This is a genomic window from Streptomyces bottropensis ATCC 25435 (assembly GCF_000383595.1).
Taxonomy (GTDB): domain Bacteria; phylum Actinomycetota; class Actinomycetes; order Streptomycetales; family Streptomycetaceae; genus Streptomyces; species Streptomyces bottropensis.
In genome coordinates this window covers 5,710,006-5,735,600 of sequence record NZ_KB911581.1, presented here as the reverse complement: position 1 = coordinate 5,735,600, position 25,595 = coordinate 5,710,006, and the positions used below count along the sequence as shown (strand labels likewise).

The 25,595-nt window shown below is 71.9% G+C and carries 18 protein-coding genes and 2 pseudogenes; 18 read left to right on the top strand and 2 right to left on the bottom strand.

The annotated features are described in order from the left end of the window. Window positions 1-152: 152 nt before the first annotated feature. The 5 genes from STRBO_RS0125665 to STRBO_RS0125645 all read left to right on the top strand — a co-directional run bounded on the left by STRBO_RS0125665 (window position 153) and on the right by STRBO_RS0125645 (window position 6,874). Window positions 153-2,840, top strand: a complete 2,688-nt coding sequence (locus STRBO_RS0125665; RefSeq protein WP_020115060.1) for a LuxR family transcriptional regulator — start codon at window positions 153-155, stop codon at window positions 2,838-2,840. A gap of 152 nt (window positions 2,841-2,992) precedes the next feature. After that, complete coding sequence (locus STRBO_RS0125660) at window positions 2,993-3,202, top strand: DUF5988 family protein (RefSeq protein WP_005483821.1); 210 nt, start codon at window positions 2,993-2,995, stop codon at window positions 3,200-3,202. A 14-nt stretch (window positions 3,203-3,216) separates the two neighbouring features. Beyond that, complete coding sequence (gene ccrA, locus STRBO_RS0125655) at window positions 3,217-4,584, top strand: crotonyl-CoA carboxylase/reductase (protein WP_005483820.1); 1,368 nt, start codon at window positions 3,217-3,219, stop codon at window positions 4,582-4,584. Continuing rightward, window positions 4,581-5,573, top strand: a complete 993-nt coding sequence (locus STRBO_RS0125650) for a 3-oxoacyl-ACP synthase III family protein (protein WP_005483819.1) — start codon at window positions 4,581-4,583, stop codon at window positions 5,571-5,573. The genes ccrA and STRBO_RS0125650 overlap by 4 nt, the downstream gene beginning before the upstream one ends. Window positions 5,574-5,662: 89 nt before the next feature. Next, a complete protein-coding gene (locus STRBO_RS0125645; protein ID WP_020115058.1) occupies window positions 5,663-6,874 on the top strand; it encodes a cytochrome P450 in 1,212 nt (403 codons plus the stop codon). Window positions 6,875-6,948: 74 nt separating this feature from the next. Here STRBO_RS0125645 and STRBO_RS0125640 read toward each other — a convergent pair whose 3' ends face one another. Further along, entirely contained in the window at window positions 6,949-8,169 is a 1,221-nt protein-coding gene (locus STRBO_RS0125640; protein WP_005483816.1) for a cytochrome P450, read from the bottom strand. A 352-nt stretch (window positions 8,170-8,521) separates the two neighbouring features. Between STRBO_RS0125640 and STRBO_RS40610 the strand changes: the two genes are divergently transcribed. The 12 genes and pseudogenes from STRBO_RS40610 to STRBO_RS0125585 all read left to right on the top strand — a co-directional run bounded on the left by STRBO_RS40610 (window position 8,522) and on the right by STRBO_RS0125585 (window position 23,945). Beyond that, window positions 8,522-8,947, top strand: coding sequence for a DUF1579 domain-containing protein (locus STRBO_RS40610; protein WP_020115057.1), 426 nt, complete (start codon window positions 8,522-8,524; stop codon window positions 8,945-8,947). A gap of 96 nt (window positions 8,948-9,043) precedes the next feature. Further along, window positions 9,044-17,107 (top strand): annotated as a pseudogene (locus STRBO_RS44215) (type I polyketide synthase); the annotation flags it as partial. A 283-nt stretch (window positions 17,108-17,390) separates the two neighbouring features. After that, complete coding sequence (locus STRBO_RS45065) at window positions 17,391-18,245, top strand: DUF3626 domain-containing protein (protein WP_005477568.1); 855 nt, start codon at window positions 17,391-17,393, stop codon at window positions 18,243-18,245. A 79-nt stretch (window positions 18,246-18,324) separates the two neighbouring features. Next, entirely contained in the window at window positions 18,325-20,061 is a 1,737-nt protein-coding gene (locus STRBO_RS0125620) for an IS1634 family transposase (protein ID WP_005477570.1), read from the top strand. 142 nt (window positions 20,062-20,203) lie between these two features. After that, the gene (locus STRBO_RS0125615) at window positions 20,204-20,416 is read left to right on the top strand and encodes a hypothetical protein (RefSeq protein WP_005477571.1); all 213 of its coding nucleotides are present in this window, start codon (window positions 20,204-20,206) and stop codon (window positions 20,414-20,416) included. Between the two features lie 127 nt (window positions 20,417-20,543). After that, entirely contained in the window at window positions 20,544-20,741 is a 198-nt protein-coding gene (locus STRBO_RS0125610) for a toxin-antitoxin system HicB family antitoxin (RefSeq protein WP_234360654.1), read from the top strand. Further along, the gene (locus STRBO_RS0125605; RefSeq protein WP_005477573.1) at window positions 20,738-21,034 is read left to right on the top strand and encodes a hypothetical protein; all 297 of its coding nucleotides are present in this window, start codon (window positions 20,738-20,740) and stop codon (window positions 21,032-21,034) included. The genes STRBO_RS0125610 and STRBO_RS0125605 overlap by 4 nt, the downstream gene beginning before the upstream one ends. Before the next feature lie 14 nt (window positions 21,035-21,048). Further along, entirely contained in the window at window positions 21,049-21,339 is a 291-nt protein-coding gene (locus STRBO_RS43525) for a hypothetical protein (RefSeq protein WP_020114927.1), read from the top strand. 126 nt (window positions 21,340-21,465) lie between these two features. Further along, a complete protein-coding gene (locus STRBO_RS45060; protein ID WP_237547385.1) occupies window positions 21,466-21,864 on the top strand; it encodes a DUF6207 family protein in 399 nt (132 codons plus the stop codon). Window positions 21,865-21,998: 134 nt separating this feature from the next. Continuing rightward, window positions 21,999-22,896, top strand: a pseudogene (locus tag STRBO_RS40595) (aminoglycoside phosphotransferase family protein). 111 nt (window positions 22,897-23,007) lie between these two features. Then, entirely contained in the window at window positions 23,008-23,250 is a 243-nt protein-coding gene (locus tag STRBO_RS0125590) for a hypothetical protein (RefSeq protein WP_005477580.1), read from the top strand. A gap of 101 nt (window positions 23,251-23,351) precedes the next feature. Further along, a complete protein-coding gene (locus STRBO_RS0125585) occupies window positions 23,352-23,945 on the top strand; it encodes a hypothetical protein (protein ID WP_005477582.1) in 594 nt (197 codons plus the stop codon). Between the two features lie 114 nt (window positions 23,946-24,059). On the opposite strand, the gene STRBO_RS0125580 is transcribed toward STRBO_RS0125585, so the two are convergent. After that, the gene (locus STRBO_RS0125580) at window positions 24,060-24,404 is read right to left on the bottom strand and encodes a hypothetical protein (RefSeq protein WP_005477584.1); all 345 of its coding nucleotides are present in this window, start codon (window positions 24,402-24,404) and stop codon (window positions 24,060-24,062) included. A 107-nt stretch (window positions 24,405-24,511) separates the two neighbouring features. On the opposite strand from STRBO_RS0125580, the gene STRBO_RS46060 reads away from it, so the two are divergent. Beyond that, a protein-coding gene (locus STRBO_RS46060) for an IS630 family transposase (RefSeq protein WP_425336017.1) occupies window positions 24,512-25,578 on the top strand; the annotation gives its coding sequence in 2 pieces (ribosomal slippage) (window positions 24,512-24,958 and window positions 24,961-25,578; 1,065 coding nt in all). The last annotated feature ends 17 nt before the right edge of the window (window positions 25,579-25,595 follow it).

Sequence of the window (25,595 nt, the reverse complement as noted above, 5' to 3'; positions counted from 1 at the left end):
CGGGGGCACTGGCCGCATCGGACAGTTCTACAGACCGTCCGGCGCGCTCTGCGACCGTTCTGGGTTGATTCCGCAGAACACGCAGAACACGGTGGGGTGTGATTGGGGTTAGGTACATGTTGTTTTCTGCCCGAGACGACAAACTGCAACTCATGAAGTCCCTCCTCGAAGAGTGCGCACGCGGCACCGCCACGACCGTGGTGCTGGAGGGCGGCGTCGGCTGTGGGAAGACCGACCTGGTGGACGGCTTCGCGCACTACGCCGCGGAGACCGGCGCCACCGTTCTCACCGCCGGTGACATCGGCGGCCTCCCCGTGACGTGGACGGAGAACACGGCCCCGGCGGGCTCACCGTCGGACGACGAGCCCCCGCAGTGGGACGACCTGATAGCGAAGCTGGCCGAGACCTCGCCCGTCGTCGTCTGCTTCGACCGGCCCGGGGACCGCGAGGCGCCGCACTGGCGCCGACTGCTGGAGGCCACACGGCGCCGACTGCGCAAGAGCCCCGTCATGCTGGTGATCACCCTGCTGCCCTTCGGCGGCGGCTGCGAGGGGGAGGTGCACTGCGACCTCCTGCGCCAGCCCAACCTCCACCGGATCAGGCTGGGCCTGCTGGACCGGGAACAGACCGCCGAACTCTGCGCACACCTCCACGGCGCCCGGCCGGACGACGCGGTCCGCGACGCGCTGCACACCGTGAGCGGCGGCAGCCCGCTGCTCGTCCGCGCCCTGGCCGAGGAACTGGACATGCGGACGCCCGCCGGCCCCGGTACCCCCTGGCCCAGCCCCCGTGGTCTGTACGCCCAGGTGGCCGTGGACTGTGTACGCCACAGCGGACCGCTGGCCGAGGAGGTCGCCCTGGGGATGGCCGCGTTGCGCGAGTTCTCCGACCTCCCGGCGCTGGCCGCCGTCCTGCCCCTGGACGCCACGGAGATCGTGCGCGGCATGGACCGGCTGCGCGCGGCCGGGCTGGTCGACGGATGGCGGCTGCGGCATCCGGTGATGGATGCCGTGGTGCTGGAGCAGGCGGGCCGCGAACGACGGGCCGGGATCCTGCTGCGCGCCGCCGAGCGGCTGCGTGAGCGTGGCGTCGGGGCCCGGGTGACGGCACGCTATCTGCTGGAGGTCGGCCGGGTCACCGAGCCGTGGCAGTCGGCCACCCTGCAACGGGCCGCCGACGAGGCCCTGGCCGTGGACGACGCCCGGTTCGCCGACGCGTGCGTGGAACTCGCCCAGGAGTTCACCACCGACTGCTGGGAGCGGGCCCGACTGGCGCTGAAACGCTCCGTTGTGCTGCTGCGGACCGAGCCGTGGCGGGTCGAGCAGCAGTATCCGGAGAAGACCGGGTGGCCGCAGTGCGCCCACGGGCCGGGCGACTGCCCCGCGCGGACCGTGCTGACCGCGCTCCTGCTGATCGGCTGCGGCCGGCTGGAGGAGGGCCGGACCCTGCTCCGGGGGGTGGCGCCCCTCGCGTTCGACAGAGGGGAGGAGGGCCACCAGCCGGAGCACTTCAACGAGGGCTGGCCCTGGTTCTTCTGTCTCACCCCCGGTGTCCCGGACGCCTGGTCGCTGCGGATGTCGTCCGAGCGGACCGCCTGCGGCGAGGACCACGACACCGGCGGCAGGGTCTCGGCCGACGGGGTCAGGATCAACGTCTGCGTCAACCACCACCACCTGCGGGCACGAGCGGTCCACACCATCGAGGAGCACCTCGGCTCCTGGACGCTCGGCGACACCACCCTCGCGCTGATCGTGCCCGAGCTGCGCCATCTCATCGCCGCCGGCCGGCCGGACCTGGCGGACGCCTGGTGCGAACACTTCGGCCGCGAGGCCGCCGAGCGCGGGGTCGAGGGCTGGCGACAGATGTTCATCGCCCTGCGCGCCGAGAGCGCTCTCGCCCAGGGCAGACTCGCGGAGGCCGAGACCTACGCCCGCGAGGTCGTCGACCTGGGTGGGGAGGCGCCGAGCCACTGGCTGTGCGGCGGGGTCCTGACGGTCCTGATCACCGTGTGCACCGCGTCCGGTCAGTACGAGGAGGCCGTCCGGCTCCTCGACCGGCCCGTCCCCGACGGGTTCTTCCGCAGCGTCTACGGGCTGGACTACCTCAGGGCCCGCGGCCGGTTCCTGCTGGCCGTGGGCCGGCCGCATCTCGCGCTGTCCGACTTCCTGGCGGTCGGACGGTACACCGAGCGCTGGGAGCTGTCCCTGCGGCCCCGGCCGACCTGGCGGATCGACGCGGCCGAGGCCTGGCTCGCCCTCGGCAACGTCCGGGAGGCCGAGCTGCTGCTCGCCACCCACGAGGCCGCCGGTATCGAGGACGCCCTGGTCACCGGGTTGTGGCTGCGCGTCAGCGCCCAGCTCGCCGAGGCGTGCGAGCGGCCGGGCCTGCTCACCCGCGCCGCGGAACAGTTAAAGGCATCGGGCGACTCCGTGGAGCTGGCCCGGGTGCTCGTCGACCTCGCGGAGGCCTACCGGGACCTCGACCAGTCCGCGCGGTCCGACCTGACGCTCCGCAAGGCGCAGCAGCTCACCGAGGAGTGCGGGGCGGGGCCGCTGCGCGAGCGGATCGCCCTGCTCGGGCTCGTCGAGGGGTGCTCCGTCCTGCGGCCCCCGGGCGGAGCCCTGCGACTGCAGGCCCCCGCGGCGAAGCTCAGCGACTCCGAGAGGCGCGTGGCGGTGCTCGCGGCCCGGGGCATGACCAACCGCGAGATCTCGACCGAACTCTTCATCACCGTCAGCACGGTCGAGCAGCACCTCACCCGTGTCTACAAGAAACTCGACATCACCTCCCGCCAGGAACTGCCCCTGCACATGGAACTGGGGTTGCCCGAGAGCGCGTGAGGCGGTTCTTACGGGGCCCGTAGGGGTTGTTCCCCCGGCCGGGCGCTGCCAGATTTCCTGAGACGGTGAATCGCTGCTCCGTGCTCCCCGCCGTGATGCGCGATCCGTCATCCGCGTATTCATGAATCCGCCAGAGAACAGAGGTTTTCGGCATGGTGAATTACAAGGTGCTGCTGTCCGACGGCCCGCCGTCCCTTCCCGAGGAGGAAAGGGTCCAGTTCGCGACCTCGTTGACGGAGAAGATCAAGCACCGGTTCGGCGCGGGATATGAGCACTTTGTCCACGAAGGGGAATTCATCACGCTCGACGGCGAAGAGGTCGCCGTATTCCGCTGGACGACCCGGACCGCGATCGCGGAGTAGGGGGCGCGGCCGACATGGGTTCTGTGACAGACGCGGTGCTCGCCGGGGCGGGCCCCGAGGAGCTGGAACGGGCGGCCCTGCCCGAGGAGTTCACCGCCGCCCACCTCCGCATCGAAGACGTCGACGTCTTCCGGGACGTCGCCGACAAGGACGTACGCAAGACCCTGCGCGTCGGCCCGGTGCCGATGCCGGAGCCGGCGCCCGACGAGGTGCTGATCGCCGTCATGGCCAGCTCGATCAACTACAACACCGTCTGGTCCGCCACCTTCGAACCCCTGCCGACCTTCCGGTTCCTCGCCTCCTACGGCAGGCAGGGCGGCTGGGCCGCCCGCCACGACCAGCCGTACCACGTCCTCGGCTCCGACGCGGCCGGTGTCGTCGTGCGGGTCGGCTCGGCGGTCCGGCGCTGGCGCGTGGGCGACCACGTCCTCGTCAACGCCGCCTGCGTGGACGAACAGGAGGCCGTCACCCAGGCCGACGGCATGCTCGGCGAGCACCAGCTCGCCTGGGGCTACGAGACCAACTTCGGCGGCCTCGCCCACTACTGCCTCGCCCGCGCCGGTCAGCTCATCCCCAAACCGGCCCACCTCACCTGGGAGGAGGCCGCGTGCGTGCCCGCCTGCGCCGGCACCTCCTACCGGATGCTGGTGTCGGACCGCGGCGCCCGGATGAAACAGGGCGACGTCGTCCTGATCTGGGGTGCCACCGGCGGAGTCGGCGCCTACGCCGTGCAGTTCGTCAAGAACGGCGGCGGCATCCCGGTCGGCGTCGTCGGCTCGCCGCGGAAGGCGCAGGCACTGCGCGCCCTCGGCTGCGACATCGTCATCGACCGGTCGGAGATCGGTGTCGGCGAGTCCGAGGGCGACGACTTCGAGCAGGCCATCGCCGACGGCAAACGGCTCGGCGCCGCCATCCGCAGGGAGACCGGCGAGGACCCGCACATCGTCTTCGAACACGTCGGGCAGGCCACGTTCGGGATGTCCCTGTTCGTGGTCCGGCGCGGCGGCACGGTCGTGACCTGCGGCTCCAGCACCGGATACCGCCACCGCTACGACAACCGCTACCTGTGGATGAAACTGAAGCGGGTGATCGGCAGCCATGTGGCCAACCTCCACGAACAGTGGGAATGCGCCCGGCTGTTCGGCCAGGGCCGCATCATGCCGGTGATGTCCTCGCTGTTCCCGCTGAGCGAGGTCGGCGAGGCCACCCGGCTGGTGCAGCGCAACGAACACATCGGCAAGGTCGGAGTGCTGTGCCTCGCCCCCGAACCGGGGATGGGCGTCACCGACCCCGAGCGGCGCGCCCGTATCGGCGAGGACCGGCTCAACCCGCTCCGCCCCTACGCCGCCGACGTCCCCGGCGCCCTGGCGGTGCCCCGATGACGACCTCCATCGGCATCCTCGGCACCGGCTCCTACCTCCCCAAGGAGGAGATCGGCAACGAGGAGATCGCCCGCCGCGTCCCCGGCATCACCGCGGAATGGATCGGCCGCCGCACCCTGATCACCGGGCGCCGCTACGCCGCACCGGACGAGGCGACCTCCGACCTGGCCCGGCACGCCGCCACCGCCGCCCTCGACGACGCGGGGGTCACGGCCGACCGCATCGACCACCTCATCGTCGCCACGTCCACCGGCGACGCGCCCCTGCCGCCCACCTCCTCACTGGTGCAGAGCGCGCTCGGCGCCCACCGCGCGGCCTGCTTCGACATCAACATCGCCTGCGCCGGCTTCGTCTACGCCCTCGACATCGCCCGCGCCCTCGTCGCCCAGCGCCCCGGCACCCTCGCCCTCGTCATCGGCGCCGACCTGTACTCACGGTTCCTCGACTACACCGACCGGGGCACCGCCGTCCTCCTCGGCGACGCCGCCGGCGCCGCGGTGGTCGGCGCCGTGCCCGAGCCGTACGGCATCCTCGACGTCGAACTCGCCGGCCGGGGGGACGCCCACGAACTGATCTGGATCGAGGGCGGCGGCAGCCGCGTCCCGGCGTCGGCGCAGACCGTCGCGAACGGCGGGCACCACCTGCGGATGATCGGACGCGGCGTCGCCGACTTCGTCATGGCGAACGTGCCCCCGATGATCACTCCGCTGCTGGAACGCACCGGCACGACCCTCGACGACATCGCGCACTTCGTGCCGCACCAGGCCAACGGAGTCCTCCTCGCCGAACTGGTCGAACGCTGCGGTCTCACCGGCGCCCGCACCCACACCCCGCTCGTCAAGTACGGGAACATGGGCGCCGCCTCGGTGCCCGTCGCCCTCGACGAGGCGTCCCGCGCCCATCTGCTGGGCGACGGTGAAGTGCTGTTGCTCGCCGGATTCGGCGCGGGCATGGCGGCCGGGCTGTGCCTGCTGCGCTGGTCGGCCTGAACCCCGTACGCGCCCGTCGCCCCGCCCCGCCGCGCACCCTTCCGTACGCCCGTCATGCCCGGCCTCCCTCACAAAAAGGACCACGTGCCGTGACCGAAGCCCCCGCCTCCGACGACGTCGACCTGCCCCTGCTACGACAGTGTCCCTACGCGCCGCCGGAGCGGTACGACACCTTCCGGGCGACCGGAGCCCCCATCCCGGGGCGGATCCACAACGGCCGGCGCGTCTGGCTCGTCACCCGGCACGACCAGGCCCGCGCCGTGCTCGGTGACGAACGCTTCAGCTCCGACATCACCAACCCCGGATATCCCCTCTACGCCGCCGCGTTCGAGGGATTCCGGGCGTTCCCCCTCCTCAACACCATCGACCCGCCCCTGCACACCGCGCACCGCAAGGCCCTCGTACGGGAGTTCACGCTGCGCCGGGCGGAGGACCTGCGACCCCGGATGGAACGCAAGGCCGACGAGCTGATCGACGGCATGGTCGCCGCGGGCGGATCCGCCGACCTGGTGGGGCAGTTCGCCGAGCCCTTCGCGGCGAGCATCACCTGCTGGGCGCTCGGCATGGAGTACGCGGACATGCAGGCGTGGCTGGCGAGCGTCTACGCGAGTGACGGCGCGCCCAAGGACCCCGAGGAGGCGGCGGCCGCGGCGGCCAAGGCGATCCTCGCGCTGCAGGAGTACTTCACCCGGTTCGTCGACGCCAAGTACGAGTCCCCGGGCGACGATCCGATCAGCCGGGTGATCGCGGAGCACGTCGTGGGCGGGTCGCTGACCAAGGCCGAACTCGCCGGTCTCTGCTTCGTGATCTTCACGGCCGGCCAGAAGCCGGTCCAGACGATGCTGACCGTGGGGGTGGGGATGCTGCTGGAGCACCCCGACCAACTGGCCCTCGTCCGGGAGGACCCGGCGGCCCTGCCGGCCGCCGTCGACGAGACGATCCGGATGGTCAGCCCGCTGGACCTGATGCCCCGGGTCGCCCGGGAGGACGTCGAGGTGGCCGGGCAGCTGATCCGCGCGGGCGAGGGCGTCATCGTCGCCGGCGGCGGCGCCAACCGTGACCCGGCCGAGTTCCCCGTCCCCGACCGGTTCGACGTGCGCCGCTCGGCCCGGGGACACCTCGCGTTCGGCTCCGGCATCCACCACTGCCTCGGCGCCAACCTGACCCGGGTCGGCCTGGAGGTCGCCTACGGAACCCTGTTCCGGCGCCTGCCGGAACTGCGGCTCACCGCCCCGCTGCAGGAGGCCTACACGATGCCGAGCTGGCATCCCGACATCCCCCGGCTGCCCGTCTCCTACTGAGCGGCGACCCGCCCCCCGCACACCAAGTGGCCGCCGCCCCCTCGGGGACGGCGGCCACTTCCGGGCCCAGACGGTCAGGCGCCGCGCGTCACGTCGACGAGCAGACGGCGTGGGCCGACCACGTTCTTCGGGTGGTGATAGGCCACCGCGTCGTCCTCGCCGACCACGGACAGCTCCGGGAACCGGTCGAGCAGCAGGTTCAGGACGATCCGGCCCTCCAGGCGGGCCAGCGGCGCGCCCATGCAGAAGTGGACGCCCTGGCCGAAGCCGAGGTGGCGGCCCTGCTGGTCGCGGTGGAGGTCGAAGCCGTCCGGGTCGTCGAACCGCTCCGGGTCGCGGTTGGCGGCCACCGTCCACAGGGTCAGCACCTGACCGGCGGGGATCGTCACACCGCCCACGTCCGACTCCCGGGTGGTCATCCGCACCAGCCGGGAGAAAGCCGGGCGCAGCCGCACCGCCTCCTCGACCGCCGCCGGCACCAGCGAGCGGTCGCGGCGCACCTCGGCCAGCGCCCCGGGGTTCTCGTCCAGGCACAGCACCGTGCTGCCGAGCACCGCGGTGGTGGTGATGTGACCGGCCAGCAGCAGCGTGCCGACGAAGCCGACGATCTCGTCGTCCTCCAGCCGGCCGTCCTCGGTCCGGGCCGTGACCAGCCGGCTGATCAGATCGTCCCCGGGCTTCGCGCGGCGCAGGGCGATCTGCTCCAGCATGTACGCCCGCATCTCCGTGGCCGTCTGCACGAAGGAGAGGACGTTCTCCTCGCTGGGCAGCGCGCTCTCGCCACCGCCGTTGGCCGAGATGAACGCGAGCCCCCACTTCTCGAAGAGGGGCCGGTCCGCCAGCGGGATACCGAGCATCTCCGCGATCACGAACACGGGCAGCGGATGGGTGACCGCCTCCACCAGGTCGAACCGGTCGCGGCCGGCGACCGCGTCCAGCAGACCGGTGGCCAGTTCGGTGATCCGCGGCTCCAGGTCGGCCACCAGGCGCGGTGTGAACGCCCCGCTGACCAGGGAACGCAGCCTGCGGTGCATCGGCGGGTCCATTCCGACGACGTTCCCTTTCGCGATCCAGCCCGTGTCCGGGTGCGTCGGAATCACGGCGGACATGTCACTGGAATAGGTCTCGGTGTCGGACAGCACCCGGGAGACATCGGCATACCGGAAAACGTGCCAAAGGCCGGGGAAGGCATCGGGAAGAACCGGACTGTCCCGTCGGTTCTTCGTCAGCCAGGCGAGCAGTGACGGAAAATCGTCCTGCGTCTCGGGCATCGGAGACTGCTGATCGGTGGTCATCGTCTCGCTCCTTCGGGAAGGAACCGGGCAGTACGCCGGTCCCGCCCGCCGGAGCCTAATGACCACGGGTAATGCCGAACACCCCTAGCCGGACCGGGCGGCCCCCGATCAATCGCGGCGCACCCCCTAACCGGTCCGTACGGGCTTGTGCGGCGCAATGCCGAGTCCATAAATTCCCCTCGGTATCCATATCGGTATCCACACGTGTCCACGGTGTACGCGGTGCCCCGAGCCTCCGGAGTTGGCCATGAGCGCGCAGCCCATTCAGTCCTCGGACGACGCTCTGCGGGATTCCGTTCCCGCCGCGAGCGGTGAAGTCGTCATGCCCGGCCGTGGTGAACCTGCGCCGGAAATGCGGCAGCTGGATTTCCTGCTGGGGGATTTCCGCATCGAATACACGAATCTGACCACGGAAATGGTCACCACCGGTGAGGCGACCTGCTCCACCCGCTCCCTCGCGGACGGCCGCTTCCACGAGCTGACCCAGCGCATCCCGGTGCCCGGCATCGTCGCCACCTGGCTCATCGGCTGGAGCGACGTCGACAAGGCGTTCACCAGCTTCTACTACGACGACTGGGGCCACCACGGCGTGTTCGGCGGCCCCGGCTGGGTCGACGGCCACTTCAGGCTCACGGGCGAGAGCGCCGTCTTCGGCGCCCGCCACGGTTTCGTCGAGGACTTCGAGGTGATCGACGACGACCACATCGTCAAGCACGGCTTCGTCGCCGTCGGCGACGAGCTGGTGCCGGGCGACATCCTCCACTTCCACCGCATCTGAACGCCGCTCGGAGCCGCCGCGACCCAGCGGCCGGCCCCGACCGGGCCGGCGGCCCGTGCGGGTCGTCACGTGCTGGACCCCAGGGAGGGGAAACGGATGACGGGTACGCCCGAGGCGATCGCCGTGGTCGGCATGGCGTGCCGACTGCCCGGGGCCGGCAGCCCGGCCGAGTTCGCGGCCCTGCTCGCCCGCGGCGGCGACGCCGTCGCCGAGGTGCCCGCCGCCCGCCGCGCGGCCGTTCCCGACCTCCCCGGGCTCCCCGCCCGGGGCGGATTCCTGGACCGCGTGGACGAGTTCGACGCCGCGTTCTTCGGTGTCTCCCCGCGCGAGGCCGCCGCCATGGACCCCCAGCAGCGCCTGTTGCTGGAACTCGGCTGGGAGGCCCTGGAACACGCCGGCACCGTGCCCGCCGGACTCGACGGCACCCGCACGGGCGTCTTCGTCGGCGCCCTCGCCGACGACTTCGCCCGGATCGTCCAGCGGTCCGGCCCCGACGCCGTCTCCCCCCACACCTTCACGGGGCTGCAGCGCTCACTCCTCGCCAACCGGCTCTCTTACACCCTCGGCCTGCGCGGCCCCAGTCTCACGGTCGACACCGGTCAGTCCTCCTCGCTCGTCGCCGTCCACCTGGCCGCCGAGAGCCTGCGGCGCGGCGAGTGCACGCTCGCGCTCGCCGGCGGCGTCAACCTGATCCTGTCTCCCGACAGCACCCACGCCGTCGCCCGTCTCGGAGCCCTCTCCCCGGACGGCCGCTGCCACACCTTCGACGCCCGCGCCAACGGATTCGTCCGGGGCGAGGGCGGCGGCCTGGTCGTCCTCAAGCCCCTCTCCAACGCCCTTGCCGACGGCGACCGCGTCCACTGCCTGATCCGCGGCAGCGCCGTCAACAACGACGGCGGCGGCAGCGCCCTGACCGTCCCCGACCCCGACGCCCAGCGTGAGGTGCTCCTCCTCGCCTGCGAGCGGGCGCACACCGACCCCGCCGACATCCAGTACGTCGAACTCCACGGCACCGGAACCCCCGAGGGGGACCCGGCCGAGGCCGCCGCGCTCGGCCGTGCCCTCGGCGCCGCCCGCCCCGCCGGCCGGCCCCTGCGGGTCGGCTCGGTCAAGACCAACATCGGGCATCTGGAGGGCGCCGCCGGCATCGCGGGGCTCCTCAAGACGGTGCTGTGCCTGCGTGACGCCCGCCTCGTGCCGACTCTCCACCACGAGATCCCGCACCCCCGCATCCCGCTGCCCGACCTCGGGATCGCCGTCCAGCGCACGGCCGAGCCCTGGCCGGACACCGCCGGATCGCCCCGGGTCGCCGGGGTCAGCGCGTTCGGGCTGGGGGGCACCAACTGCCATGTGGTGCTGTCCAGTTGGGGTGAGGGTGAGGTTGAGGGCTCCGAGGAGGAGAGCCTCGGGGACGGGCGGGCCGACCGTTCGGTCGCCGAAGGCCCCGCCCCCGCCCCTGCTCCCGGTGCCGCCCCCGCCATGGTGCCGTGGGTGCTGTCCGCCCGCACCCGCGAGGCACTGGCCGATCAGGCCAGGGAGATCCTGCGGGCCGACCCCGGGGCGGCGCCCGCCGACGTCGGCCACGCCCTGCTGACGACCCGCACGCTCTTCCCGCACCGGGCCGTGGTGCTCGGCTCCGACCGCGCCGCCCGGCTGCGCGGCCTCACGGCGCTCGCGGCGGGCGAACGGGCCCCCGCCCTGGTCACGTCGCCGGGCCCGGCGCCCGCCCGGCCGGGCCCCGGCCCCGTCTTCGTCTTCCCGGGCCAGGGCTCCCAGTGGGCCGGGATGGCCGTGGAACTCCTGGACTCGCGCCCGGAGTTCGCCGCCGCCTGGGACCGTTGCGAGCAGGCCCTCGCCGCCTGTGTCGACTGGTCGCCGAGCCAGGTGCTGCGGGCCGCGCCCGGCGCACCGGGCCTCGACCGGGTCGAGGTGCTCCAACCCGTGCTGTGGGCCGTCATGGTCAGCCTCGCCGAGACGTGGCGCGCGTACGGGGTGGAGCCCGCCGCGGTCGTCGGGCACTCGCAGGGGGAGGTCGCCGCGGCCTGCGTGGCCGGCGTGCTCTCCCTGGCGGACGGCGCGCGGATCGCCGTCCGCCGCGCCGAACTGATCGGCCGCCGGCTCTCGGGCCGGGGCGGCATGGTGGCCGTACCCGAGTCCGAGGAGAGCGCCCTCGCCCGGCTGGCACCGCTCGGCGGACGGGTCGAGATCGCCGCCGTCAACGGCCCCGGCTCGGTCGTGGTGGCCGGCGACACCGACGCGCTGGACGCCCTGCTGACCTCCTGCGCCGCCGACGGCGTACGCGCCCGCCGCATCGCCGTGGACTACGCCTCCCACTCCTCCCGCGTCGAGGCCGTGCGCGCCGATCTCCTCGGCGCCCTCGCGGACGTCACCCCGCTGCCCGCCCGGGTGCCCCTGCACTCCACGGTCGACCGGGGCCGGGTGGTGCTCGGGGAGGACGGGCCACGACTGGACGGTGCCTACTGGTACCGGAACCTGCGCGAGCCGGTCGCCTTCGCCGCCGCCGTCACCGCGCTCGCCGAGGCGGGACACCGCACCTTCATCGAGATCAGTCCCCACCCGGTGCTCACCACCTCGGTGGCCGACTCCGTCGAACACGTCGGTGCCGCCCCGGTGGTCGTCCCCACGCTGCGCCGCAACCACGGCGGCCCCGAGCAGTTCGCGGCCGGTCTGGCCCAGGCCTTCGTCACGGGCACGGACGTGGACTGGTCGCCCGCCCTCACCGGACACCGGCCCGGCCCGGCCGTCGAGCTGCCGACCTATCCCTTCCAGCGCCGTCGGCACTGGCCCGCACCTGTCGACGGCGGGAACGGGGAGACCGGTGCGGGCGCTGACGCGCGTGCGAGTGCGGCTGCGGGTGCGGGTGCGGGTGCGGGTGGCGGTTCCGGGGATCCGGGGCGCGGCTCGGAGCACCCGGTCGCGCGCGCCCCGCGTGATCACCTCGACCTCGTGCGGGCCGAAGCCGCCGCCGTCCTGGGCCATGACGCGCCGGCGGACGTCGACCCGGGGCTGACGTTCAAGGATCTCGGGCTGGACTCCCACCTGGCCCTCGAACTGCGCACCCGGCTGAGCGCCGCGACCGGCCGCCCCCTGCCCACCACCCTGCTGTTCGACCACCCCACGCCCACCGCGCTCGCCCGGCACCTCGGGGAGGACCCCGGGGCGGAGCAGGAGCCCCCCGCCGCCACGGCCGTCGCGGTCGCGTTCGCGGAGCCCCTCGCGATCGTCGGCATGGCCTGCCGTCTGCCCGGTGGCATCCGCGACCCCGAGGGCCTGTGGCGGGCCCTCCTGGACGAGGCCGACGCGATCTCCGCACCACCGGCCGATCGCGGCTGGGACGACGCGGGTCACCGGGGCGGCTTCCTCGCCGACGCCGCCGACTTCGACGCCGACCTCTTCGGTATCGCGCCGCGCGAGGCCCTGGCGATGGACCCGCAGCAGCGACTGCTCCTGGAGACGGCGTGGGAGGCCCTCGAAGGGGCCGGCATCGCCCCCTCGTCCCTGCGCTCGACCCGGACCGGCGTCTACGTCGGCGCCATGTCCCAGGAGTACGGCCCCCCGCTCCACGACGCCCCCGACGACCTGCGCGGCCATCTGCTGACCGGGAACACGGCCGGGGTCCTCTCCGGCCGCCTGTCCTACGTCCTCGGCTGCGAAGGCCCGGCCGTCACCGTCGACACGGCCTGCTCGTCCTCGCTCGTCGCCCTCCACCTCGCCGCCGAGTCCCTCCGGCGAGGGGAGTGCTCGACGGCCCTCGCGGCAGGTGTGGCGGTCATGGCGACGCCGGGGCTGTTCGCGGAGTTCGCGCGCCAGGGAGGGCTGGCGGGGGACGGCCGCTGCAAGGCGTTCGGGGCCGGGGCCGACGGCACGGGCTGGTCCGAGGGCGTGGGCGTACTCGTCGTCCAACGGCTCCGCGACGCCCGCCGCGAGGGCCGCTCCGTCCTCGCCGTGCTGCGTGGTTCTGCCGTCAACCAGGACGGGGCGTCCAACGGCCTCACCGCCCCCAACGGGCCCGCCCAGCAAGGGGTGATCCGCGACGCGCTGGCGAGTGCCGGGCTGTCACCCGCCGAGGTCGACGCCGTGGAGGCCCACGGGACCGGGACCCGCCTCGGCGACCCCGTCGAGGCGCACGCGCTGCTTGCCACGTACGGCCAGGACCGTGAACGGCCGCTGCTCCTCGGGTCGTTGAAGTCGAACATCGGCCACGCCCAGGCCGCGGCCGGGGTCGCGGGGGTCATCAAGACCGTCATGGCGCTGCGGCACGGGGTGCTGCCGCGCACCCTGCACGTGGCCGAACCCTCGCCCCACGTCGACTGGTCGGCGGGGGCGATGGAACTGCTGACGCGGGCCCAGCCGTGGCCGGAGACGGGCCGTCCGCGGCGGGCGGGCGTGTCGTCGTTCGGGATCAGTGGGACGAACGCGCATGTCGTCCTCGAACAGGCGCCGGTCGAGAACACGGCCGGCGCCGGTGTGCGCGGTGAGGCCGGTGCCGAGGCCCATGAGGAGGCCGGCACGGCCGATGCCGACGGGCGAGGTGTCCCGCCCCGGCGGCCCGGCACATCGCCGGGACCGGCTCCGGTACCCCTGGTGCTGTCGGCCGCGACCGAGGCCGCGCTACGGGCACAGGCCGGGCGGTTGCGCGCCCGGCTCCAGGAGGAAAGCGCGGAGGTCGCCCTCGGCGGGCTCGGCCACGCGCTGGCCGTGACCCGGTCCGCGCTGCCGCACCGGGCCGCAGTCGTGGCCGCCGACCGGGAGGAGGCCCTGGCCGGCCTGGACGCCCTGGCGGCCGGGGCGGAGACACCCCTGGCCTTCGGGGCGACGGCCGCCGAAGGACGGACCGCCTTCCTCTTCACCGGTCAGGGCAGCCAACGGGCCGGTATGGGAACGGAGTTGGCAGCTGCCCAACCCGTGTTCCGGCGTGCCTTCGACGACGTGGCGGCGCGACTCGACACACACCTGCCGCTGCCCCTCGCGAAGGTCCTGGCCGACGGGACGGGCCTGCTCGACCGCACGGAGTACGCGCAGCCCGCCCTGTTCGCCCTCGAAGTGGCCCTCTTCCGGCAGCTGGAACACTGGGGGATCACCCCCGACCACCTTCTCGGGCACTCCGTCGGCGCGCTCGCGGCGGCGCATGTCGCCGGGGTGCTGTCGCTGCCGGACGCCTGCCGGCTCGTGGCGGCCCGAGGCCGGCTAATGCAGGCGCTGCCCGGGACCGGTGCCATGGCCGCCGTCGAGGCGACCGAGGCGGAGATCCTGCCCGAACTCGCCGGTCGCGAGGACGAGATCGGTCTCGCCGCCGTCAACGGCCCCATGTCCGTGGTGATCTCCGGCGACGCCGAGGCCGTGGCCCGCACGGCACGGGACTGGGAGCGCCGTGGCCGCCGTACCCGGGCGTTGCGCGTCTCCCACGCCTTCCACTCGCCGCACATGGACGCGATGCTCGCCGACTTCGGCGAAGTCGCCCGCTCGGTGACGTACCACCCGCCGACGCTGTCGGTCATCAGCGACGTCACGGGCGAACCGGCCACGGACGACGAGCTGTGCTCGCCCGGCCACTGGGTCCGCCACGCGCGCGAGACCGTCCGCTTCCACGACGGCGTAGGCCGACTGCGGGCCCTCGGCACGACGCGCTATGTGGAACTGGGGCCGGACGGTGTGCTCGGCGCGATGGTGCGGGAGAGCACGACGGAGGGGAGCGGGGGACGCGGCGCGGCGCGGGGAGGTGAGGGGGCCGGTGCCGTGGCACGGGCCGACGCGCTCGTGGTGCCGCTGCTGCGGCGCGGCCGGCCGGAGCCGCAGAGCCTCATGGCCGCCGTCGCCCGGTTGCACGTGACCGGTCACCCGCCGGACTGGGCGGCCGTCTTCGAGGGGCAGCCGCCCGCCCCTCCCGGGGCCCTGCCGACGTACGCCTTCCAGCGCCGCCGCTACTGGCTCCCCCCCCCCCCCCCCCCCGCCCCCCCCCCGCCCGGTACGACGCCGCTCGGCCACCCGCTGCTCTCGTCGGCCCTCACCCTCGTGGCCTCCGGGCACACCACGCTGACCGGCCGGCTCTGCCGCACCGCTCATCCATGGTCGGCCGACCGCACGGTGCACGACAAGCTCGCCGTCCCCGACGCGGTCCTGCTGGACCTCGCGGTCACCGCCGCGCGCGAGACCGGAGCCGGTCAGGTCGTCGAACTGCGGCCCACGGCACCGCTGGTGCCGCCCCCGCACGGGGCGCTGGAGCTGCAGGTCACGGTCGGCCCCCGAAACGGCGTGCACGGCCACCGCCCCGTGACCGTGCACGCCCGCCCCGAAGGCGTCGACGCCGGATGGGTCCGGCACGCGGAGGGCGTCCTGGCCCCCGCTCCACCCGCGGCCCCCGCGGCCCCCGTGACTCCCATGGACGCCATGGCCGACGGGCCCGGCACGGGGGAGTGGCCGCCGAGCGGTGCGGAGCCGGTGGACGTGCGAGCGGCCGCCGACGTGGACGACGCGGGGTCCGGGATCCGTTACGGACCCGGCTTCGCCGCACTGCGCGCGGTGTGGCGGCGCGGCGCCGACCTCTGGGCGGAGCTGGTGGCACCGGAGACCGACGGGGTCGCCGCCGACGGCTTCGCACTGCACCCGGCGCTGCTGGAGGGAGTGCTGCACGCCCTGCGGCTGTCCCGGACGGACGGCGGAACGACCTGGTGCGCGGCGACGTACCGGCACGTCCGCGTGCCGGGCCGGGCGACCGGACGTCTGCGGGCCCGGATCAGCCCGGTGGGCGACGGCGACGGTGACGGCGACGGCGTCGCCGTCCGGATCACGGACCTCGCCGGGCGCCCGGTCGCGAGCGTCGGCAGGCTCACCTCGCGCCCGCTGCCCAGCCCCGCCGAAGCCTCCGGCCTCCTCTCCGCCGACGCCACGCCGTACGAACTCGCCTGGCGCCCCGTCGAGCGGCCGCTCGACGCACCGCCCGCCCGCTGGGCACTGCTCGGCGACCCCGCACTCCTCCCGGCCGGCGCCCTGCCGGGTGCCGAGCACCACCGGGACCTCGCCTCCCTCACGGCCGCGGGCCCGTTCCCGGATCACGTCGTTGCCCCCTGCGGCAGCGGTGCGGTGGACGGGACCCCGGGCGCCCCGGAGCCGGCCGCCGACGACACCGTGGCCGCCGCCCGGTCCGTCGCCCATCGAGCGGTCCGGCTGGCGCGTGCGTGGCTCGCCGACGACCGGCTCGTCGACACCCGGCTGGTCGTCGTCACCCGGCGGGCGGTCCCGGTCGACGACGAACCGTGCGAGCCCGGGCAGGCTCCCGCGTGGGGACTGTTCCGTACGGCGCAGACCGAGCATCCCGGCCGGTTCCTGCTGGTGGACCTGGACGACGACGCGAGGTCCGCCGAGGCCCTCCCCGCGGCGGTCGCCTGCGGCGAACCCCAGATCGCGATACGGGGCGGCCGTCTGCACGCCCCCCGCATCGTCCGGCCGGCGCCCGTCACGCCCGCGACGGCCCGCACCTCATCGGCGTCTCCCCCCACCCGTGGGGAACCGGCGGTGCTCCCCGTCGAAGCCGCCTCCTCCCCCTCCCCGGCGGCAGCCGGGTCCGCCCGCGCCGGGTCCGCCCGCGCCGGGTCGGAGACATTCGATCCGGCTGGCACCGTCCTCGTCACCGGCGGTACCGGCGCCCTGGGGCGTCTCGTCGCCCGGCACCTGGTGGCACGGCACGGTGTCCGGAACCTGCTGCTGGTCAGTCGCCGGGGTGGCGACGCCCCGGACACCGACGAGGTTCTGGCCGGGCTCGGGGCGGATGCGGACGTCACGGTCACGGTCGCCGCCTGCGACGTGGCGGACCGGGACGCGCTCGCCGCCGTCCTCGCCCGGATACCGGACGCGCACCCGTTGACCGCGGTCGTGCACACGGCCGGGGTGCTGCACGACTCCGTCGTCGAGGCCATCGACCCCGGCGACCTCGCCCGGGTGCTGCGTCCCAAGGTCGACGCGGCGTGGCACCTGCACGAGCTGACCGCCGGGACCGACCTCGCCGCGTTCGTGCTGTTCTCCTCCGTCTCCGGCATCAACGGGGCTGCGGGCCAGGGCAGTTACGCGGCCGGCAACGCCTTCCTCGACGCGCTGGCGCAGGCGCGCCGCGCCCGGGGGCTGCCCGCCGTCTCGCTCGCCTGGGGGCCCTGGGCACCCGGCGGCGGCATGACCGGCGGCCTCACGGAGACAGACCTGCGCCGGATGCGTCGCTCGGGCCTGCTGCCGCTCGACCCCGAGGCCGGTCTCGCGCTTCTCGACGCGGCCCTGACCCGGCCGGGCCCGGCGGTGCTGCTGCCGCTGGCACTGTCCCTGCCGGTCGTGCGCCGGAGGGCCCACGACGGCGCGGCGCCGCCGCTCCACCGTGAACTCGCCGGCAGCGCCTGGCGGGATTCGGCCACCTCGCCCTTCGCGGCTGCGGTTGACGATGAACTTCCATCCCGACCGCTTGGTGGGCGAGCGTCCGATCCTTCTCAGGATGGCGGAAGACGGCGTCTACCGCTCGCAGTTCGTGACCGGCACCAGCAACGGCGGTCTGACTGCGTATCCGGGTGGGGACCGGTGGCGCTGGGAGAGCCGTATCTTCGGTGGTGCCTATGACTGCGCCGCACCTGACGAGCGGCCGGTCTACGGCGCGCTGAACTACCGGCACGTATCCGTCGGCGGGGCGCCTCGGTTTGGCTCCTCGTACTTCAGGCTCGCCGCCCACACCCTCGCACGCGCGACGTTCTGCTACCCGGACAGCTCGACCGGCCCTTCGGCGTTCGGTGTCGCGAGCCGTTTTGCTCTGATCGACTTGGCCGAGGCCGACGCGCTGGACGCCTTGGACGGTCACATCGAGGCACAGATCCACGGGACCGTCAGGCTTGACCGTGATGTGGAGGCACTTGTCCTGGATCCCAGCTATCGCGGAACAGCCGTAGAAGCCGATGCCCGCCGGCTTCCGTGCCCTGTCGAATGGCACCCTGGCTACCACCTGACCGTGGAGCATCTGCGGCGCCACCCGGACTACCGCGGACAGGAGTACGTCGACCTGGGCGCCGAGCTCGCGGCCAACGGCAGCGTCGATCCCCGCATTATCGGCGAGGCGGCCTCCTCCGGCCACTACGACCCGCAGGATCTCAAGAAGGTCTGGCACTGCCTGGCGCGCTTCGGCGCGCCGCCCCTTGCCCGCAGTGAAACCCCGAGCCTGGTCGCCACCTGGCCTGCGTTCCGCGCAATTCAGGGGTTCTGGAGTCCCCGCCGAGGTGAAGGTGCAGGTCAGCGGGCTGGAGTCTGGTGACACGGCCGGATTCGCCTAGAGACGCGATTTTCCGGATTAACCTGCGCTGAACTGGTCTTGCTCCATATGGTCTGGAGTCGTGTATGTGAAGACGACGAAGCGGGAGAACAAGTCCGGCACGGTCCGGTACCTGCACCTGGCTCACAACGAGTGGGATCCGGTGAAGGGCCGGGCGGTCCCGAAGGTGCTGTTCACGTTCGGCCGTGAGGACGACCTCGACCGGGACGCGGTGAAGCGCCTGGTCGCGTCTCTGTCGCGGCTGCTGGAACCGGGCGAGGCACTGGCGTCGACCGCGGCGGGTGACCTGGAGTTCGTCTCCTCGGTCCCGTTCGGCGGCACCTACGTCCTCGATCATCTGTGGCGTCGACTGAAGATCGACAGGATCGTCGGGCAGGTCGGGCAGCCCAAGCGGGGCCGGCGCCGGGACATGTCGGTGACCGAGCGGGTGCTGTTCTCCATGGTCGCGAACCGGGCCCTGGCCCCGTCGTCGAAGCTGGCCGCCGCGGACTGGGTCACGCACGACGTGCATGTCGACGGCCTGCCGGCCACCGACGACGACGCCTGCTACCGGGCGATGGACTGGCTCCACGAAGTCCAGGACGACCTGGAGAAACGGGTGTTCGACGAGGTCGCGAACCTTCTCAACCTCGAGGTCGACCTGCTGTTCTTCGACACCACCAGCACCTACTTCGAACTGGAGGAGGCCGACGAGCCCGTCGCCCGCGACGACAAGGGCCGCCTCCTGCCCGCCGCAGACGACACTCCCGCCGACGCCGACGACAGCGGTGACGCCCCGGACCAGGCCGGGTTCAGGACCTTCGGCAAGTCCAAGGACTCCCGCGACGACCTGCCGCAGATCGTGATCGGGATGGCCGTCACCAGGGACGGCATCCCGGTCCGCGTCTGGTCCTGGCCCGGCAACACCGGTGACAGCAAGCTGATCCGGCAGGTCAAGGACGACATGCGCGACTGGACCCTCAGCAAGATCGTGTGGGTCACCGACCGGGGATTCTCCAGCGAACGCAACCGCCGCTACCTCCGCCAGGGCGACAACGCCTACATCGTCGGCGAGAAACTCCGCTCAGGCAGCCCGGAGGTGAAGGCCGCCCTGTCCCGGCAGGGCCGCTACGGCGAGATCGCCCAGAACATGCGGGTCAAGGATGTGCGGATCTCCGACACCGAACGGTTCGTGATCTGCCACAACCCCGAAGCCGCCACCCGTGACCAGCACATACGCGAACAGCTCGTCGCCCAGCTCACCACCCTCATCGACGGCACCGACAAGCTCAGCGAGTTCAAGCGCGGCGAACTCCGCGGGAGGATCGCCGACAAGCCCGGCCTCAACCGCTACCTCCGCACGACCCCGGCCGGCAAGCTCCGCATCGACACCGCGAAGATCAAGGCCGAGGAGAACCTCGACGGCAAGTACCTGCTGCGATGCTCCGACCCGCACCTGTCCGCCGAGGACATCGCCCTCGGCTACAAGCAGCTCCTCGAAGTCGAGCGGGGCTGGCGGGACATGAAGCAGATCATCGACCTGCGGCCCGTCTATCACCGACTCGAGAAACGCATACGCGTGCATGTCATCCTCTGCTGGCTCGCCCTGCTGCTGATCCGCATCACCGAGATCACCACCGGCGCGACCTGGCCGACCGTCCGCCGCGAACTCGACCGGCTCCACCTCGGCACGTTCACCGGCCCCACCGGCCTGTTCCAGCAGGTCACCACTCTCACCAAGCCCCAGACCGATCTCCTGGCCAAGCTCGCCATCCCCACACCGAAGCAGATCATCGCCCTCGAACCCACACCTCGCTGACCAGCACGAACACCAGCGCCTAGAGAAACGCCTCTCAGGCGCCCTCACCCATGTCCGCGCAGCTCAGACCCCAGATTCGTGACTCTATGCCGCTGAATTACGCGGAACGTAGGACCTGCTGCTTCCCGGAATCGGGAAGTCGGTGAACGCCGCGTGGGCCTTCGTGTTCGGGGCACCCGACCCGTCCCTGCGGATGCCGCAGCCGCACATGGCCGTGCCCGCACTGGCCGATGCCGCCCACTCCGACCCGCTCCAGGCCGCCCTGGACGCGGTGTACGCGGGCGTGGTCACCTACGGCGAGGACTACCCGGCACTTTTGGAAGAGGTCTGGTCCGTGTGCCGCAGCCATCGATAGACACGGAGGCTCATCTGCGGTCAGCCCGCCCGGCGGGGGAGCGGTCTGCCCGCCGTAGGGCCGTCGCGCGGGCACATCTTCATGCCACCGGATGACGCCACCGTGAAATGGTGGCTATTCTGCATTCATGTCTGTCACCACAATGACGCTGCGCATCCCCGATGAACTCGCCCCCTCGATCAAGGCGGCGGCTTCGGGCGCCAACATGAGTGTGAACGCGTGGATAGTCCGTGCCGCCCGCCGCGCCGCGACCCTCGATGCCGCGCACCAGCTCGCCGGCCTCGGCCTCGGAGACGATCTCGCGGGCGAGGGAGACACTCTGTGAAGCGTGGCGAGGTCTGGGTCCTCCCCGACGAGCGCAACGTCCTGATCGTCTCCCTGACCGGCCTGGAAGAGGCCTACGGCGCGGTCGTCGTGATCGTGCTGCACCCCTCCGGGAGATTCCCCGACACCGCTATGTCCGTCGTGATCGGCGACCCGGTCCCGTGCACCGCCGTCGCGGTCAACATGCAGCAGCTGCGGGCCACCCGATTCGACGGCGCCAAGCTTCTCGGCGAGGTCGCCCCCGAGGCGATGGCCCGCGTCGACCAGGCACTGCGCGCCGTCCTCGACCTCTAGCCTGCGTATTTCACGTGCCGCAGTGCCCGGATCTCGCGCTACTGAAATCCTCGCTACGCTCCGACATCTGGCCGCAGGACCGCTACGACGCGCGCGCGAAGGACCCGCTGACCGGCATAGCGTTCAGCAGCGTCACGGAACTGGCCGACACGGACAGCACCAACGCACTGTCGGCTGCGGGGCACGGCTGGTTCTCCGAGCGCTGCTCCACCGCGTACTCCTGCCACGCCCGCGCGGCTGTGTGCCGACCGGTGACGCGGCAGCGGCGCCTGGTGGAGCCGCCCCTGCTCTGGGCGAGGTGGTGACGGAGTTCCCACAGCTGTCGCACGCCTGTTCACTACCGGCGGCAACCCGGTAGGAGGGCCGTACCCGGTCGGGTGAAGGCACGGCGCTGGGTGAACTCGTTGCCGGTGCTGGTCGTCGTGCTGGGTATGGAGCCGATTCAGGATGTACATGTGGCGCGGCCGGGCCTGGTGGTCGTGGACATCGCGGCCGCCGACGACGCGACCGCGCTCGCTGTCCAGGCCGTACTCGCCGGCCGCTGGGCGACCGCCACCGCAAAGCGTACGACCCGGATCCCGGGCAGCCCGGCGTACGGCTGCGCCTGTACGCCGACCTGGAACAAGAGGTCGCCGACGGCGGCGCGGAAACCGGGCAGAGCGGGGCGGCGGCAGGCCCCCGTCTCCGGGGGTGAGGCGGTCGGCGGCCCGGCGGTGCCGTCGCGGTGCCGCCGGGCGTGGCCGCTCGTAGCCTGGAGGTCTCGGGGTTGTCGCGGAGGTGTGCTGTGCCCCGAACCGTGTGGTCAGGTGCGATCAATTTCGGGCTGGTGACTTCTCTGAACTTTGGGGCCGTTCCGTCCCGAAGCCTCTGATCTGCAGCTCTATGAAACTGAATCGGGGAAGCCGGAGAAATCACAGCAACATGCTCAGCCGCTCCGCCTGCCGCCTCAGTACTGTGACTTCGCATGACCGACACCGAGATCGAGATCACCGCAGACCTGGTTCGCGACCTGCTACAGGAGCAACATCCAGACCTTGCGGGGCTGGCCATCCGCGAGGTGGCGGGCGGCTGGGGCAATCAAATGTGGCGTCTCGGGGACGAGTTGGCCGTGCGCATGCAGCGCATGGACCCCACCCCAGAGCTCCAACTCAAGGAGCGGCGGTGGCTACCCGTGCTGGCTCCGCGCCTGCCGCTCCCGGTGCCGACTCCGGTGCGGTTCGGTGAACCGTCCGAGCGCTTCCCCAAGCACTGGACCGTGATGACGTGGGTTCCCGGCGAGCCGCTGGACCACGGCTCGATCAGCCGCGGCGCCCACGCGGCCGACACGCTGGCGGGCTTCCTTCGGGCGCTCCACGTGGAGGCGCCCGCCGAGGCGCCGATCAGCTCGGACTTCGGCGCTCATCCCAAGAAGTGCACGGACGGTTTCGACTACTTCTTTGAAGCCGTTGTCCCCGGCGACATTGCCGACGAGGTCCGGGCCGTCTGGGACGATGCCGTTGCGGCCCCCCCAATGGGAGGGCCCGCCGGTATGGGTGCACGGTGACCTGCATCCCGCGAACGTCGTCGTCTCGGACGGAACGCTCTCGGGCATCGTCGACTTCGGTGCCATGTGCGTCGGCGACCCGGCCTGGGACCTCGCCGCCGCATGGGTGCTGCTACCCGCAGGGACGGCCTCACGGTTCTTCGACATGTACGCGCATGCGGACGAGGCGGCGATCCGGCGCGCCCGCGGGCTGGCCGTGATGAAGAGCCTCTTCCTGATGTTCATGGGGCAGAACGGAGATCGGGGTCTTCCCGGCGGCAAGCCGAACTGGGGACCAGTAGGCCGGGCGGCACTTGATCGTGTTCTGAAGGGCGTTTGATGCGCGCTTCTTCGAACTTGTTCTCGATCTTGGTTGAGGGCCGTGCGGCAGTCCACCTTCGTGGGTTCATCGACGACCACGCGTAGTAGGGATGCCAAGGTCCACGGCCGTATGCTGCCCGTGGCCTCGATCGCGCTGACGGAGCTTCTCCTCAGCGCCAGCCAGGCTGACCTGGAGAACTTCGACCTCGCCGAGCCAGCCTTCCGTCTCGGCTTCGGCGATTCGCGCGATCAAGTTGTCGCGGATCTCGCCAAGCCGCGCCCGTTGGGCCGGGTCAGGCCGGAGGAGCGAGCATCTGACGCAAGCTTATCCGAACTACCCAGTTCACGGACCGATGGGGACGATCGCAGTTGAGTTGCTAGAAGTAGTGGGCAACAATCTCGGCGTCGGGGAGTATCCGGGTGTGTCGTACCGCCAACTCCTGTCTGGCCGCCCAGGAGCGGGGACGGGCGAGAATGCAGCACATGGATGACGCGTTCACACACCTCCGACAGGCCGCCGACCTGCTGCCTGAGGAAGCAGCGGCAGAGAACGGCCAGACGGTCGGGGATGTTCGCGAGGATATTCGGCGCCAGGAGTGGGAGATGGTGCTCGGCGTTCTCATCGAGATCGGGGATGTCCACCCCGTGTCCGTGGACTTCTGGGAGCTCCTCGCCGAGGCCGCTCGGCAGATGATGCTCGACCGCAGCCGTCGTTGGTGCGACTGGCGGGGCTGGGAAGTCCGGCACGGCACTGTGCGAGCGACCCTGAGCCTGGTGGGTGCGGAGGAGGGCCAACGCCGGACTGCCATTTCCGGAGACGGACGGCTCCGGCCGATGTGGAACATCGGCAACTGCACCGCCGGCGGTGAGCGAGCGCTGAACATCGCCAGGCTCTGGGTGGAGTATGCGCAAAAACTCGGTCCGGGCGAGACCGCCAACGTTCGGCTGGCTCCCTTGAGCCCCGAGCAGTGGAGGCATCTGAAATGCGGTGATGTGATCACCATGCATGAAGCCCGACCTGTTGCCGGAACGGCCACCGTGATCGAGGTCCTGCCGCCGCGCACGTGAACCCAGGCCATCGTCCCAGGTGCGCCACCAGTGGCAGACGGCCGTCAGTCGCCGCCCGGGCTCGGGGCGCCAGCCGACCCGCGCTGTGGCGCGTCATGGATACCACGTCCCAACTCAGCCGGCCTCGAGGGCGTCTGCCCGCCTCGTCAGGTCCGCTGCGACGAGATCCCAGTCCGGTCCGTGCAGCCACAAGTTCTCGGCAGCCTCGCGCATCAACGCTGGCTCATCAGGTCGCTGCAGGAGCACCAACCGATATGACAGGTTGCGAACCCAGACCGGCAGACGACCATCGACCAGGTGCGGACTGAGCTCACGGAGCATGGCGAGGATCGAATCCGCGTCAGCAAAAGTCAGTTCCTCGACGAAGTAGTGCTCCTGGTGGTCGAGGTCGCACGCAGGCGTCGGTCGGAACTCGTCTCCGTAGAGACACCGGGCGTGCTCCGTCAAGGTGCTGTGCATGTCCTAGAGCCTATGACGCCTTGATCCGCTGGAACGAAGCTACTGAGGTTGAACTCGTGGAGTCGTAGGGGCTGACGACTCGTTGCCCGTGCGGTATCACCGAAGGCATGCGGTATCCACAAGGGGGCGGGCTGACCGCCGAACGGCAGCAGTTCCGCGAGGAGTTACGGCTGAAGGCGGCCGAGAGGTTCGCCCAGGGTGAGGCGAGCTCGGTGATCGCGAAGGACCTGCGGGTCAGTGTCCGGTCGGTACAGCGGTGGCGTCAGATGTGGGACGAGGGCGGTCCGCGGGCTCTGCGGTCGCAGGGGCCGGCGTCGCTTCCGAGGCTGAGCCAGAAGCAGTTCACACAGTTGGAGGCGGAGCTGGCCAAGGGGCCGGCCGCGCATGGCTGGGAAGACCAGCGTTGGACGCTGGCGCGGGTCAAGACGGTGATCGGCCGGCGCTTCCACCTGTCCTACACGCTTCAGGGTGTGCGCAAGCTCCTGGTGCGTAATGGGTGGTCCTGCCAGGTCCCGGCCCGACGGGCCATGGAACGGGACGACGACGCGGTCGCGGGGTGGGTCAAGGAGGTGTGGCCGTGCGCGGAAGACTCGCGGCGGCCCGTGGAGCCTGGATCGTCTTCGAGGACGAAGCCGGATTCTCCATGACGCCGCCGCAGGCGAAGACCTGGTCGCAGCGCGGCCGGACCCCCGTGGTGCGGGTCCGGGGCCGTTCCCGCAGGCGAGTGTCGATCGCCGCGCTGACCTGCTACAAGTCCGGCCATCGGTCCCGGCTGATCTACCGGCCGCGCCGGGACGACGGCCGGCGCGACGGCCGCAAGAGCTTCTCCTGGCGCGACTACCGCGACCTGCTGATCGCCGCACATCAGCAGCTCGGCGGCCCCATCGTGCTCATCTGGGACAACCTCAACGTCCACAAAGCCGCTGATCTGCGGGAATGGGCGGAAACCCGGGACTGGCTGACCATCTACTACCTGCCGCCCTACGCACCCGACCTCAACCCCGTCGAAGGGATCTGGTCACTTCTGCGGCGCGGCTGGCTCTCCAACGTTGCCTTCAGTACTCCCGAACACCTCGTCCGGCGCATCCGACGCGGCCTACGGCACATCCAGTACCGCACCCATCTCATAGACGGCTGCCTCGCAGAGACCGGCCTGGCCATCAGACCCGCCTGACCAACAGCACGACATCA

Bases quoted from the DNA above. Each gene is read 5' to 3' on its own strand.
- STRBO_RS0125665 (WP_020115060.1), top strand. From the start codon at position 153: ATGAAGTCCCTCCTCGAAGAGTGCGCACGCGGCACCGCCACGACCGTG.
- STRBO_RS0125660 (WP_005483821.1), top strand. From the start codon at position 2,993: ATGGTGAATTACAAGGTGCTGCTGTCCGACGGCCCGCCGTCCCTTCCC.
- ccrA (WP_005483820.1), top strand. From the start codon at position 3,217: ATGGGTTCTGTGACAGACGCGGTGCTCGCCGGGGCGGGCCCCGAGGAG.
- STRBO_RS0125650 (WP_005483819.1), top strand. From the start codon at position 4,581: ATGACGACCTCCATCGGCATCCTCGGCACCGGCTCCTACCTCCCCAAG.
- STRBO_RS0125640 (WP_005483816.1), bottom strand. From the start codon at position 8,169: ATGACCACCGATCAGCAGTCTCCGATGCCCGAGACGCAGGACGATTTT.
- STRBO_RS40610 (WP_020115057.1), top strand. From the start codon at position 8,522: ATGCGGCAGCTGGATTTCCTGCTGGGGGATTTCCGCATCGAATACACG.
- STRBO_RS45065 (WP_005477568.1), top strand. From the start codon at position 17,391: ATGAACTTCCATCCCGACCGCTTGGTGGGCGAGCGTCCGATCCTTCTC.
- STRBO_RS0125610 (WP_234360654.1), top strand. From the start codon at position 20,544: ATGTCTGTCACCACAATGACGCTGCGCATCCCCGATGAACTCGCCCCC.
- STRBO_RS45060 (WP_237547385.1), top strand. From the start codon at position 21,466: ATGGAGCCGATTCAGGATGTACATGTGGCGCGGCCGGGCCTGGTGGTC.
- STRBO_RS0125590 (WP_005477580.1), top strand. From the start codon at position 23,008: ATGCTGCCCGTGGCCTCGATCGCGCTGACGGAGCTTCTCCTCAGCGCC.
- STRBO_RS0125585 (WP_005477582.1), top strand. From the start codon at position 23,352: ATGCAGCACATGGATGACGCGTTCACACACCTCCGACAGGCCGCCGAC.
- STRBO_RS0125580 (WP_005477584.1), bottom strand. From the start codon at position 24,404: ATGCACAGCACCTTGACGGAGCACGCCCGGTGTCTCTACGGAGACGAG.